The organism is Phocaeicola salanitronis DSM 18170 (genome assembly GCF_000190575.1).
Classification (GTDB): domain Bacteria; phylum Bacteroidota; class Bacteroidia; order Bacteroidales; family Bacteroidaceae; genus Phocaeicola; species Phocaeicola salanitronis.
The window spans coordinates 1579990-1592447 of record NC_015164.1; the positions used below are offsets into that span (position 1 = coordinate 1579990).

Annotated in this window: 12 protein-coding genes; 3 read left to right on the forward strand and 9 right to left on the reverse strand. The window is 48.0% G+C overall.

Annotated features, from left to right (window positions below; genetic code table 11):
• Window positions 1-34: 34 nt before the first annotated feature.
• Window positions 35-742 carry a DUF3592 domain-containing protein gene (locus BACSA_RS07045; protein WP_013617416.1) on the reverse strand — a complete coding sequence of 236 codons (708 nt, stop codon included), beginning with the start codon at window positions 740-742 and terminating at the stop codon, window positions 35-37.
• 221 nt (window positions 743-963) lie between these two features.
• On the opposite strand from BACSA_RS07045, the gene BACSA_RS07050 reads away from it, so the two are divergent.
• A complete protein-coding gene (locus BACSA_RS07050; RefSeq protein WP_013617417.1) occupies window positions 964-1866 on the forward strand; it encodes a DMT family transporter in 903 nt (300 codons plus the stop codon).
• Window positions 1867-1886: 20 nt separating this feature from the next.
• Here the strand turns inward: BACSA_RS07050 and BACSA_RS07055 are convergent, their stop codons facing one another.
• From BACSA_RS07055 to BACSA_RS07075, 5 genes are all read right to left on the reverse strand, one after another.
• The gene (locus tag BACSA_RS07055; protein WP_013617418.1) at window positions 1887-3494 is read right to left on the reverse strand and encodes an alpha-galactosidase; all 1608 of its coding nucleotides are present in this window, start codon (window positions 3492-3494) and stop codon (window positions 1887-1889) included.
• A 27-nt stretch (window positions 3495-3521) separates the two neighbouring features.
• Window positions 3522-5660 carry a family 16 glycoside hydrolase gene (locus BACSA_RS07060; RefSeq protein ID WP_013617419.1) on the reverse strand — a complete coding sequence of 713 codons (2139 nt, stop codon included), beginning with the start codon at window positions 5658-5660 and terminating at the stop codon, window positions 3522-3524.
• Window positions 5661-6226: 566 nt separating this feature from the next.
• Window positions 6227-6415: a DUF6722 family protein gene (locus BACSA_RS07065; RefSeq protein WP_013617421.1), complete on the reverse strand. Its 189-nt coding sequence runs from the start codon at window positions 6413-6415 to the stop codon at window positions 6227-6229.
• 85 nt (window positions 6416-6500) lie between these two features.
• Complete coding sequence (locus BACSA_RS07070) at window positions 6501-6842, reverse strand: hypothetical protein (protein ID WP_013617422.1); 342 nt, start codon at window positions 6840-6842, stop codon at window positions 6501-6503.
• Complete coding sequence (locus BACSA_RS07075; protein ID WP_013617423.1) at window positions 6832-7155, reverse strand: FtsB family cell division protein; 324 nt, start codon at window positions 7153-7155, stop codon at window positions 6832-6834. The genes BACSA_RS07070 and BACSA_RS07075 overlap by 11 nt, the downstream gene beginning before the upstream one ends.
• A 135-nt stretch (window positions 7156-7290) precedes the next feature.
• On the opposite strand from BACSA_RS07075, the gene BACSA_RS07080 reads away from it, so the two are divergent.
• Entirely contained in the window at window positions 7291-9075 is a 1785-nt protein-coding gene (locus tag BACSA_RS07080) for a DNA polymerase III subunit gamma/tau (protein WP_013617424.1), read from the forward strand.
• Window positions 9076-9147: 72 nt separating this feature from the next.
• On the opposite strand, the gene queF is transcribed toward BACSA_RS07080, so the two are convergent.
• From queF to BACSA_RS07095, 3 genes are all read right to left on the reverse strand, one after another.
• Window positions 9148-9603, reverse strand: coding sequence for a preQ(1) synthase (gene queF / locus BACSA_RS07085; RefSeq protein ID WP_013617425.1), 456 nt, complete (start codon window positions 9601-9603; stop codon window positions 9148-9150).
• A 153-nt stretch (window positions 9604-9756) separates the two neighbouring features.
• A complete protein-coding gene (gene queC / locus BACSA_RS07090; RefSeq protein WP_013617426.1) occupies window positions 9757-10425 on the reverse strand; it encodes a 7-cyano-7-deazaguanine synthase QueC in 669 nt (222 codons plus the stop codon).
• A 108-nt stretch (window positions 10426-10533) separates the two neighbouring features.
• Window positions 10534-11220 (reverse strand): queuosine precursor transporter, encoded by a 687-nt coding sequence (locus BACSA_RS07095; RefSeq protein ID WP_013617427.1) that lies wholly within the window; start codon window positions 11218-11220, stop codon window positions 10534-10536.
• A gap of 150 nt (window positions 11221-11370) precedes the next feature.
• Between BACSA_RS07095 and corA the strand changes: the two genes are divergently transcribed.
• Window positions 11371-12411 (forward strand): magnesium/cobalt transporter CorA, encoded by a 1041-nt coding sequence (gene corA / locus BACSA_RS07100; RefSeq protein WP_013617428.1) that lies wholly within the window; start codon window positions 11371-11373, stop codon window positions 12409-12411.
• Window positions 12412-12458: the final 47 nt, after the last annotated feature.

The following is a 12458-nucleotide window of genomic DNA, read 5'->3' on the forward strand; positions in this document are numbered from 1 at the left end:
ACTTTTGCCAAGTTACTGTTCTTTATCCTGCTTTTTATCCTACAACACTGTCCACGTCCACATAGTAGTCTGAAGGATTGTTCCTATCCATGTAGACACGCACTTTCTTCTTGGGATTGATTTCATAACTTTCATACCAAAACGAAGCACTGCGAAATAAATGTATCCGCCCGTCGGGAGCCACGAAACGGCAGCTTATGATAATGGGATGCCGCCCGTTCATGCTTTTCTCCGTGTCTTCGCTGATATCCGTTATTTCTGCGTCCACCACCTTGCCTGTTGCCAGCAACCTCTGGACTTTCCGTCTGTATGCTTTATCCACAGCCCTAAAAGCCGTACCTATGCCAACAAACACACCCCCCATAAACACCAGCACGGCAACGACCCATCCGTTTTCTTCCAAATAGCGGACTTCTTGAGGGTTATCTTTCCGGTAATACACAATTATTTTCCCTCCGGGACGCATGGAGGAAGTAACCACATTCAACGCAGAACCATACGTTTTGCCATTAATGGTATATTCCACAAAGGGAATACCCAAAGATTCACTGTTTCTGCCTTGCATGGACGTAATGACAGCTTCCGCCGGCTCTGCATTTTGCTTGAAAGTCCGGCTTTCGACACCTATATAAATAGAAATGGCGAACAGGAAAAGACCTATCGTGGTAAACACACCGCTGAATACACGGATAAATAACCTGTTTTTCTTTCTGCTCTTGGTGAATTTTGTGCCGTACGACATGAGATAAGGGTTTAAATTATTTTCTCAAAGATAGCAAGCCGTTATTTCATCTTAATGACAAAGCCTGAAAGTTCCATTATCTCCGAATAAGATTCACCGCCTCATCCATTTCAAGCTCTGCGTAATTGCGCATTTTCCGTATTCAATTATTAAGTGCCCCGTTAGCAATTACCAATTGTTTTCGTACCTTTGCACCCGATTTAGAAACTAAACGAAACGACATGTGGTTATTATTAGCATTCTGCTCGGCAGCATTGCTGGGCTTTTATGACGTGTTCAAAAAGAAATCGTTGAACGGGAATGCGGTGCTCCCCGTACTGGCGTTGAACACGCTGTTCTCCAGCCTCATCTTCATCCCGTTCATCCTTGTGTCCCGGTTCTGTCCGTCGGCATTGCAGGACACGATATTTTTCGTACCCGAAACGGGAGGCTGGGAAGTGCACAAATACATTGTGCTGAAATCGGTAATTGTACTTTCATCGTGGACCTTCGGCTATTTCGGGATGAAGCACCTGCCCCTTACCATCGTAGGACCGATTAACGCCACACGCCCTGTAATGACCCTGGTGGGCGCATTGCTCATCTTCGGCGAGCGGCTGAACCTGTACCAGTGGATTGGTGTGCTGCTGGCAGTGGTATCGTTCTTCATGCTGAGCCGCTCGGGCAAGAAAGAAGGCATCAGCTTCGAACATAACCGCTGGGTGTGGTTCGTGGTGCTTGCCGCCTTACTGGGAGCTATCAGCGGCCTGTACGACAAATACCTGATGGGAATGTTCAACAACATGGTGGTGCAGTCTTGGTATAACATCTACCAGCTCTTCATGATGGGGGCGGTGCTGATGTTCCTGTGGCTTCCGAAACGCAAGACCACTACCCCTTTCCACTGGGACTGGTGCATCCCGCTGATTTCCCTCTTCCTTTCGGCGGCAGACTTCGTATATTTCTATGCCTTAGGAATGGATGACTCGATGATTTCCATCGTGTCGATGGTGCGGCGGGGAAGCGTGGTGGTATCGTTCCTCTTCGGTGCCATGGTGTTCCGCGAAAAGAACCTGCGGAGCAAGGCGGTCGACCTCGCACTGGTGCTTCTCGGCATGTTCTTCCTGTATCTGGGAAGCCGGTAAGCATGCGTAGAAACTGTTTCTTATTTTTTCTGTAAGGTAAAACAGTCGATGTCGGGTGCCCAGCCAAAGTCATTCCCCATGCGGATGCAGTTATATCCTTCCGCAAGGGTGACGGGGAGTGTGACGGTGCTTACCTTGTCTTCTCCCCCCGATACCAGTCCTGCCAACTCGTGTTTTTCCCCGTTTACCCAGACATCCAGTTTGCGCTGTATGGGCGAACAGTAGTGTATGGTCATTTCATACGTGCCTCCTTGCCGGCTGTACACTTCTTTCCATTCGGCGTAATTTTCTTGCCTTCCCCCCAGATAATGCACTTTCATGCCTCCCGAACATTCCGGCGAAGCGGCATACAGGATTTGTTTCGGGTTCTTTACCAAATCATCGAAGCAAGGCAGGTATGCCCATTCGGCTTCGTAGCGGGAAGGTTCGATCCGGTGTTCGGCTTCCATCCGGCAAATCAGCACGCCGTGCGGTTGTACCGTATAGCGGCAAGTATCGGTTACGGGCGCAAGGTCTTTTCTCTGTATCAAGTCGCGCACATTGACATTGCCTCCTAATTCCAAGGTCTCCAAAGGAGTGCAAAATGTATAAGCGGTGTCTGATGCGTTGTAGAAAGCTACGGCACGGACCGTTCCACGCTTTTGACCGATGTCTTTTACCAGCACGTAGCAATCCTTATCGCGTTGCGCCACGTATGCCTGAAGTCCAAGCCTGTCTTGGTTCAAGGCTATCAGTTCCTTGTTTTTCAAGAGAGCGAGCGATGCTTCGGGTATGGTGGTCAGGTCGCATCCGATAAGCAGGGGCGAACTCATGATGCACCACATCCCGAAGTGCGTTTCTTCTTCCGCAGGAGAGAGCCCCCGCCCTATTTCCAGCATATCCATGTCGTTGTAATGCCCTTCGCCAGCGTATGCCGAAAGATAGAGGTTTTTCTCGATGATGTGCTTTACAGAATTCCAGTTGGGACGGATGTCGGGGCTGATGCGCCACGAGCGTGCCAATTGCCTTGCCCATGTGCCGGGGAAAGCCCACCGGCAGATGTTGATGGACACATCGGTACGGCCTGTGTTACGGATAGCTTCGCAAATGGTAGTGTAACGCTTTTCTTCGTCCAGCCCTAATTCTCGTGCGCCGCAATAGTCTATCTTGATGAAATCATAATTCCATTCTTTCAAGTACAAATCCATGTCCTGTTGTTCGTGTCCGTACAGCCCTGCACCCACTCCGTTGGCGTCATCGTCGTAGATAGAACCACAGGTGTTGTCGCCTGCATCCGAATAGATGCCTGCCTTTAGTCCCAAGGAATGGATATAGTCGGACACTACGCGCATCCCGTTGGGAAACCGTTCGGGATGGGCATGCATCTTTCCCGTTTCGTCCCGATGCCCGAAAAATCCGTCGTCTACATTTATATATAAGTAGCCTGCATCTTTCAGCCCTTGTGAGACCAAGGCATCTGCCTGCTTCTTTATCAGTTCCTCATTGATATTTACATGATAGGTATTCCACGAGCTCCAGCCCATCAGGGGAGGAAGGAAACCGGCTTTCTCTTGCCCGTTTTCTTGTGTACAGGCACTTGTTGCCAAAAGGAGGCACAGCAGTCCTCCGGTTAAGATTCGTTTGTTCATGGCAGTATGTTTTGTTCGTTTGGGATATTATTCAATATCATCAGAAGCACTGTTTTCATAAATTGGAATTTGATTCGCGGAAGGCGGAGTTGGTGTAGAAACGCTCTCGCCTATGGGAGTAATGCACAGATTATCAAAATAAGGTGTGCTGGTTTTGTCCTCTGATTGTCCGGCAAGTAGTCCTGCCATACCGTAAGCATATAATGCATCTTCAACTTTCAGAATCTGTTTCCCATCAACAAATCCGGTCAGCTCGTTTCCTTTGAACCGTAATTTCAGGTTGTACCATTTCTTGGACGATATGCCGGGCAGCTTTGCGGAAGCCAACAGCTTCTCACCTCCTTCGCTTGTATCCTTATTCCGCTTGATGAGAGCCTGTTGTTCGGCATCGCCCACCAAGGCTTTCTTATCAACCTTGCCTCTGACCACCACCAACCGGCATTGTCCATCATCTGCCAATTGCAAATAGTATCCTTTGGGAATAAAGCCATAACCGCTTCCCACATCGTTGATGCGCCCCATAATGCCTGCCGTGTCACCCGGATTGAGGTATACATCAGCACTGACCTCATAGTCTGTCCAGGCGGAATCACCTATAATGGTATAAGGTTTCCAATCGGGTGCCCACGAGATAGTAGGCGCCGGCACTGCTTGACGCATGCATTTTCCCGTTCCGTCAGGACGGTCGGCTATTTCAAATGCACCACAAATATCAGCGGTATAGCGAGGCAAGTAGCCATAGTGTTCCGGATGTTCGTATTGTTCGAATGTCTCGTAATAGGGAAACGGGAAAGGCCGGGATGCCGGAGCGGAATACGAGCCTTTTTGCTGACCGGTAGTAGTAGAAAGCGAATAAACGGCATCGGGAGCTACCGTTATCGTAAATTCGTTATCCCTTACTGCAATGTCATTCAGACGGACGAATTGTTCTTGTTCGTTGCTATGCCACACACATAAATTCTCTCCCGAAAGAGGACCTGACAATGTGAAGTGCAGCGTCTGCGCTTCTTTGGCATCCTTGGTCTCTATAATCACGCTATAATCTCCTTGCGGGGATTTCAAGGTAACCAATGACCCGCCGCCAGCCAAATCTGTGCATGCGTCGTTGAGATATTCCCATCCCACTTCGGAGAACTGTCCGTAATGCGCATACCCCCATAATGCCTTACGCACCCGGAAATGTCCACTCCAAGGCTCGTATGCCAATACCGTAGGAGGGTCTTCCGCATAAGGCTCTAACGGGTAGATGCCGGCAATGTCATACCAGTTTACGATTTTGGTAACTCCATAGCGGATGTAGTTTTCGTTGAAGCATTCCACCAGACTAATCAGGCAATCAAATCCTTTTTTATACACATGGTCTTCGGTATTCCATATCGGCTTGCCCAATTGCTCTGCCATCGCCTTTTCCTCTGCCGAAACCGGTATGCCTTGGTAAAAGACATGACCGCTGACAATGTCGATAGCGTCCCGCAATTCCTTATCGGAAGCCATGTCTTTCACAAAATTCAGTTTTCCGGCATTCCAATTGTCGAAGGCGTGAATCCTAAGGTCTGTGAAACCGTTGGCATCCAATGTCCGCCGCAAGCGTTTTACGAAATCATAGTCTGCTCCCTTTTCGTTGCGGCAACCGATAGCCGTAAGTTCCAGCCCATATACATTGCGCAAGCCTTTCAGCCAACTTACATAATAATCGGCTGCATCCTGCGACCAAAACTTCCCGTTTCCAATCCAACCCGGAGCACTCCAAGCCGTTCCGTCAAGCGTCAGGCGAGGGTTTCGTCTCTTTGCCTCTTTCAGTATCCACCACGTATAGCCGCGCGAATAATTCAAGTCGCCCCGCACATGTTGGTGACTGGGCATAGAGCCTTGCGTAGAATTGCCGTCACCCGGAATCTCCACCAGCAAGGCACTGATCGACGCACCGAATTTGGGTTTATACACCATATCCAATATCTGGCTGCGCTGAGGTTCCGGATAGTCTTTCAACAATACGGAAGTAGCTCCTCCTCCGTTCACCACACCGATGCCGTCGAAGCGTTTGCCTCCGGCATTACCATCTAATCGAATCGTCTGTTCTTGTCCGTAGCTATATGGAATAGCAGCCAATGCCGGCAAGCTTAAGCCGATAACCAGCCCGATAATCAGTTTTCTCAGTTTGTTCATAGTTTTCAAATACAGGTTATGCAATCAATGACGCAAATATCGGGAATTTTTCTTTCCGCATCCATGTAGAATTGTCCATAATGCTGTAATTTTATGCAACAGGCAGAATTTATTTGCTCTATAATTAACGGAATCGGTCATTTTCCTCTGTGGAGAAACCGTCATACAAGCTTATCCAACCAAACTACAGGCTGCATAAAGGAAGAAGATTAACCGTCCTGCCAGTCCCGACAAGCAAGTACTGCTATCCTGACCTGTCAGGACTGCAGTCCTTATAGGGAGGACTGGCAGGGGAAGCAGGCTGCGTTGCGACATGCAGCTATCTTCTCCGAGAAAAGAAACTACCTGTATGACGGCTTCCAAACGGCAAGCGGCACAGACCGACATAGACCAATCATGCTTAGCCAATGTCAATCTGTGCCGCCTGTGTGCAACAATAAAATCAATACCGTATGCTCAAATCATGTGGTTAGCCTTGAGCCATCTCCTGCCCCATGGAGTAAGACACCACAACAAGAATATTACGCAAGGTAATCCGATAGCGGATAAAACAATTATCGCTTCCATCACTTCTTCTCTTTTTTATTTGTTAACAATAAACCTGACAATAACGTAAAACCGGCTACTAACATTCCGATTCCGTACACCAATAGCTTGTTATTGCCCATATCTTTGAACAAAGAGGCAATCACAATGCCCGTCAACACATACTTGGATACATCAATCAAGTATCCTCCCAATTTTTCTTTCCACATTGCAAATATACTTTATTCTTTTCAAATAATAACGCATATTTGCCCAAATGTTTAAGATACAGAAACATGGAAATAAAAATGCCAGTCATTTGTCTTTCTCCAGCTCCTGCGGGATGCGGAAGGCTGTATAAAGCTCCAATACGGCAGCTATGGTGAGGCAGAGCACCCATTCGTTGCGGTTCCATATCAGCATCATGACCCCGGCAAGAATCAATAGTGCCGCGCCTATCATTTGCTGGCGACGAAGGCGGCGGATGATAAGGTTTGCCCCTTCATAGCGGTCTGCCAGCTGGGTATAGGCAAAGAGTATTGCCCCTGCCAAGTAGAGGTAAGGCGCCCATACGGCACGAGTGATTTGGATAACGGCTCCCGCCAATAACAATACGGCACCTATAGCCGCTATTACCGGATAATGTTTATTCTTCATTTTTCTTGTCCAAGTCTTCTTCGAAGATGTAAATGTCTTCGTTCGGTTTCTTCATCAGGTATTTCTCACGCGCCACCTTCTCCAACATTTCGGGGTTGGACAAAAGTTCTTTCAACTCCCGGCTATCCTCGTCGTACTGGTCGCGGTAATGCTTGATTTCACGCTTCAGCTCGAAGATTTCACGCTTGTGCCTGACCCGTTGTATCAGGTTATTCTCTTCGTCCAACACGCCGATAATCAAGAGAAACGCCAAAATGGTTATCAGGTATTTGTGGCGGCGGATGTAATTCCACACGGCTTTAAGTTTACTCATAATCGGATGGTTTTATGCTAAGATGACGGGGCAAAGATAGAAAGATTTCACGGCAAACCGGCAAGGAAAACCGATATTTTTATGTACTTTTGTGCGGATGAATCACTAATCATATAAACAAGGATTATCGGAAGTATGGAGAATTACATCGTATCGGCACGCAAATACCGCCCTTCCACCTTCGACACGGTCGTGGGACAAAGGGCACTGACCACTACCTTGAAGAACGCCATAGCCAACCACAAGCTGGCTCACGCTTATTTGTTCTGCGGTCCACGAGGGGTAGGAAAAACCACTTGTGCGCGTATTTTTGCCAAAACCATCAATTGCCTTCATCCTACTTCCGAGGGCGAAGCATGCAATGCATGCGAATCGTGTGTCGCTTTCAACGAGCAGCGTTCTTATAACATCCATGAACTGGATGCGGCATCGAACAACTCGGTGGAAGACATCCGCTCGCTTATCGAGCAGGTACGCATCCCGCCTCAGGTGGGCAAGTACAAGGTGTACATCATCGACGAGGTGCACATGCTTTCGCAAGCAGCATTCAACGCTTTCCTCAAAACGCTGGAAGAGCCTCCCCGGCATGCCATTTTCATCCTTGCTACGACCGAGAAGCACAAGATACTCCCCACCATCCTGAGCCGCTGCCAGATATACGATTTCAACCGCATCAGCGTGAACGACATGGTGGAGCATCTGGAAAGCGTAGCCTCGAAAGAGCACATAGACGCGGAACCCGAGGCACTAACGGTTATTGCCCAAAAAGCGGACGGAGGAATGCGCGACGCATTGTCTATCTTCGACCAGGTGGCAAGCTTCACCAACGGACACATCACTTACCGGAGCGTCATCGAAAACCTGAATGTGCTGGATTACGAATATTATTTCAAACTGACGGATTTCATTCTGGAAAACAAAGTGCCCGAATGCCTTCTTACATTCAACGATGTATTGCAGAAAGGATTCGACGGCAACCATTTCATCACAGGGTTAGCTTCGCATTTCCGCGACCTGCTGGTAAGCCATGACCCGTCTACCCTCCCTTTGCTGGAAGCTGGCGCTTCTATCCGTGAAAGGTATCTGGCACAAGCACAAAAATGCACCGCTCCGTTTCTGTTCAAGGCAATGAAGCTCTGCAACGATTGTGACCTGAACTACCGGGTGAGCAAAAACAAACGTCTGCTAATAGAACTGACCCTAATCCAACTGGCACAACTTACCGAGCCCGATGCAGAAAGTGAGGGGCGTAGCCCTACACAGACTCTCAAACCCTTATTCAACCAAGCCCGACCCGTCCAGGTCTCCCAGCCTGCGGCACAAACGTCTGTAGCTTCCGAGCCTCAACCGGCTTACCAACCGCCCCAAGCCGCTCCGGCTCCTCCGGTACACCCGAATCCGATGCAAAAGATAGACACAGGCAAAAAGATTCCTGTAATGAAAGCAGGAAGCATGAATATCTCTATCAAGCGCCCGCATGCCGCACAAACGAATACGAACGCAACACAGACGAATGTAAAGGCTCCAGCAACCGATGAACAGGCATACGAAGACTACATCATCAATGAAAAGGACTTGAACGTGTACTGGAACGAATTTGCCGCAAACCTTCCGAAGGAAGAAGCGGCAAACGCAGCACGCATGCGCAACATCCGTCCGCACCTGCTGGAAGACGGGGTGACTTTCGAGGCTGTTGTAGACAACGATATGGTGCAAAAAGACATGCAGAATTTGCGCACAAGCATCGAGACCCACCTGCGCGGACGGCTTCATAACCGTAAAATCACAATGAAGGTACGCGTAAGCGAACAAGGCGAACACGTGCGTGCCTATAGTCATCTGGAACGCTTCCAAATGATGAGCAAGAAAAACCCCGACCTCCTGAAACTGAAAGAGGAACTGGGGCTGGAACTTGCCTGACAGGTAATGATTATACTTTAGTAAGTCAGTCGTATCACAGATGTTCGTTTGAGGAGGCTTTGGACAATGTGTCTAAATATCGTGATTTCTCATCCGGTATTCCGCCAGTTCTTCGTACTTTGTGCCGGGGCGCCCATAATTGCAATACGGGTAGATGGAGATGCCTCCACGGGGTGTGAAGATGCCCGTTACCTCGATGTACTTCGGATCCATCAGGCGGATAAGGTCTTTCATGATGATGTTTACACAATCCTCATGGAAGTCTCCGTGATTGCGGAAGCTGAAGAGGTATAGTTTCAAGCTTTTACTTTCCACCATTTTCATATCGGGCAGATAGCTGATGCGTATTTCCGCAAAGTCGGGCTGCCCTGTAATGGGGCATAGACTGGTAAACTCCGGACAATTAAACCGTACCCAATAGTCGTTTTCGGGATGCTTGTTAGTAAACGCCTCCAACACTTCGGGGGCATAATCTTGCTTGTAAGCGGTGGTCTTTCCCAAGATAGTCAATTCGTCTTTTCTTTCCATGATTTTTTAATTTGCTAATGAGCTAATAAATAATGTGCTAATAAATAATGTGCTAATAAACAATGTGCTAATAAACAATGTGACAATAAACAATGAAATAATACGCTAATTCATTATTACATTAGCACATTAGCACATAAGCACATTGGCACATTATTTATTATCACATTGTTTATTTTCCAAGTACTTTTCCAACCCTTCCCGGCGGAGTTTGCAGGCGGGACAATGTCCGCATCCGTCTCCAGGGATTCCATTATAACATGTCAGGGTATCATTGCGTACGATGTCGAACGCACCTAATTCGTCTGCCAAAGCCCAGGTCTCTGCCTTGTCTATCCACATCAGTGGGGTATGGATGACGAACTGCTCGTCCATGGCAAGGTTGAGCGTGACATTGAGCGATTTGATAAATGAGTCGCGGCAATCGGGATAACCGCTGAAGTCGGTTTGCGATACACCTGTCACCAGGTGGCTGATGCCCCGTTCGCGTGCATATACGGCGGCAATACTCAAGAAAAACAGGTTGCGCCCCGGTACGAAAGTGTTCGGGTAGTTGCCTTCGGGCTTTTCTTCGTCCATCGGAATGGAAAGGTCGGTAAGCGAGTTTTTACCCAAATGCCCGATAAACGATACGTCCATCACATCGAAATGTACTTCTGCCTTACGGGCGATTTCGCGTGCCAAGTCCACTTCCTTTACATGTTTCTGCCCGTAAAGGAAAGTCAGTGCATATACTTCCTTGAAATGTTTTTTTGCCCAAAACAAGCAAGTGGTGGAGTCTTGTCCGCCACTGAATACGACTAATGCTTTGTTTTTGTCCATTGTTTTTGTTATCTTAGGTACTAGGTGACTAGGTTCTAGTTTTTTAATACCAAATACTAAGACTATTTAAAACCTAGTACCTAGTTACCTAGTCACCTGATCCCTGATTTATAGTTCGTTAATTTTAAGAATGTTATAAGATATGTTCTCGTCGTAGGTGTCCGTTCCGTCAATGTGCTTGATGTAACGTACGACACGGACGGTAACGGGGAGTACAATGATTTCGTACATCGTCTTCAGCGCTACTTGCACCAGCATCATTTTGCCCAGCTCGGGAAGCGGCATCAGTCCGCCGAATGCTAAGGGGAAGAAGATAAACGAATCGGCACTTTCGCCATATACCGTAGAGAGGATGGCACGCGCCGAGAAATGTTTTCCTTGTGAAGACAGTTTCATACGGCTCATCACGTAGGCATTGATAAACGAGCCTGCCAGAAAAGCCAGCAAGCTTGCCGCGGCAATGCGGGGAGCCATGCCAAATACAAAATTGAATCCCGCTTCACCTTCCCAAAACGGGGCAGCGGGCAATGCTACGGCAAGCTGGCCTAAGGCAACGGTCATAAAATTCATAAGAAATCCCATCCAGATGATGAGACGAGCCTTACGGAAGCCCCACACTTCGGCTATGCAATCATTGATAATGTATGAGACGGGAAAAACAATCAGCCCGGCAGTAACCGCTATCGGCCCCAATTGCACGACTTTGGTTTCTAATAGATTTGCCGCTACGAGGCATACACAAAACACGATGCCCAAAACCATAAAAGGCACCGATACGAGATTTTCTTTTTTCATCGCTCCTGTTTTTTACGTGGTTGTCCTAGAATACACGGAAGATGTTTCGGCAAAGAAACATCCTCATCTTTTTATCGGGCGCAAAGTTACGGATAATTTGCCGGATTAGCAAGAAAACCCTATATTTGTACACTTTCTATAGGCAAGATTATGGCAAAGAACAATCTTTTGACGGAAGAACTGAACTATATCGGAGGAAGCAAGACCCCGACGCACCTGCACTTGTGTACGTATGGACCAGCCGGAGCGGAAAACCATGACGGTGACACCATAGAAGACATATTGCCTTATTTCAAGGCGGGCTCCATGCACTGGATTCAGATACATGGGCTGAAGGATACGGAAGAAATACAGAAGGTATGCCGGCATTTCGGCATTGGGTTCCTTACCGAGCAGGATATTCTCAATTCGCTTCATCTCACCAAGATTGAAGCACACGAAGACTATAATGTCGTAATCCTGAAACTGCTTTCCGCTACAGGTGAGGACGAATATCTTCCCCAGCAGCTTTGCCTGGTGCAAGGCGAAGATTACCTGCTCACTTTTACGGAAAACGATACCGATTTTTTCGATGAAATCTATACGGCGATAGAAAATGACGTGTTGAAAATCCGTACCCGCTCGTCAGACTTTCTGCTGAGCGTGATTCTGAATAGTGTGATGACCAGTTTCATGTCCATCATTTCGGATATGGAAGACAAGCTGGAAGACTTGGAAGAGCGCTTGCTCACGCCCGGTGTGATGGACCCAACAATCGGCGACCTGCACGTGTTCCGGCGTAATTATCGCCTGATAAAGAAATGCATCTTCCCGCTGAAGGAACAAATCGCCAAACTTCTTCATCCTGAAGATACCCGGTTGCTGCATAAGGCGAGCCGCCCCTTCTTCAACGATGTAAACGACCACCTGCAATTTGTCCTGCAAACATTGGAAGGATGCCGTGACCTGCTCGGTGCGCTGGTCGATATGATTCTTTCCAGCAACGACCGGCACATGAACAACATCATGCGCCAGCTCACCGTGGTGTCTACCATCTTTATTCCGCTGACTTTTCTCGCCGGCATCTGGGGGATGAACTTCCGCGTCATGCCCGAACTGGACTGGAAATACGGATACCTCTATGCTTGGGGACTGATGTTGCTCATCGCCATCGGCGTATGCGTGTACTTTAAGCGGAAGAAATGGTATTAAAAGCCGGAGAGATTGCGATTTGCCTCAACGGCACTTTTTATATAAAA

Coding starts and splice junctions, on each gene's coding strand:
- BACSA_RS07045 (WP_013617416.1), bottom strand. CDS start 742: ATGTCGTACGGCACAAAATTCACCAAGAGCAGAAAGAAAAACAGGTTA.
- BACSA_RS07050 (WP_013617417.1), top strand. CDS start 964: ATGTGGTTATTATTAGCATTCTGCTCGGCAGCATTGCTGGGCTTTTAT.
- BACSA_RS07055 (WP_013617418.1), bottom strand. CDS start 3,494: ATGAACAAACGAATCTTAACCGGAGGACTGCTGTGCCTCCTTTTGGCA.
- BACSA_RS07060 (WP_013617419.1), bottom strand. CDS start 5,660: ATGAACAAACTGAGAAAACTGATTATCGGGCTGGTTATCGGCTTAAGC.
- BACSA_RS07065 (WP_013617421.1), bottom strand. CDS start 6,415: ATGTGGAAAGAAAAATTGGGAGGATACTTGATTGATGTATCCAAGTAT.
- BACSA_RS07070 (WP_013617422.1), bottom strand. CDS start 6,842: ATGAAGAATAAACATTATCCGGTAATAGCGGCTATAGGTGCCGTATTG.
- BACSA_RS07075 (WP_013617423.1), bottom strand. CDS start 7,155: ATGAGTAAACTTAAAGCCGTGTGGAATTACATCCGCCGCCACAAATAC.
- BACSA_RS07080 (WP_013617424.1), top strand. CDS start 7,291: ATGGAGAATTACATCGTATCGGCACGCAAATACCGCCCTTCCACCTTC.
- queF (WP_013617425.1), bottom strand. CDS start 9,603: ATGGAAAGAAAAGACGAATTGACTATCTTGGGAAAGACCACCGCTTAC.
- queC (WP_013617426.1), bottom strand. CDS start 10,425: ATGGACAAAAACAAAGCATTAGTCGTATTCAGTGGCGGACAAGACTCC.
- BACSA_RS07095 (WP_013617427.1), bottom strand. CDS start 11,220: ATGAAAAAAGAAAATCTCGTATCGGTGCCTTTTATGGTTTTGGGCATC.
- corA (WP_013617428.1), top strand. CDS start 11,371: ATGGCAAAGAACAATCTTTTGACGGAAGAACTGAACTATATCGGAGGA.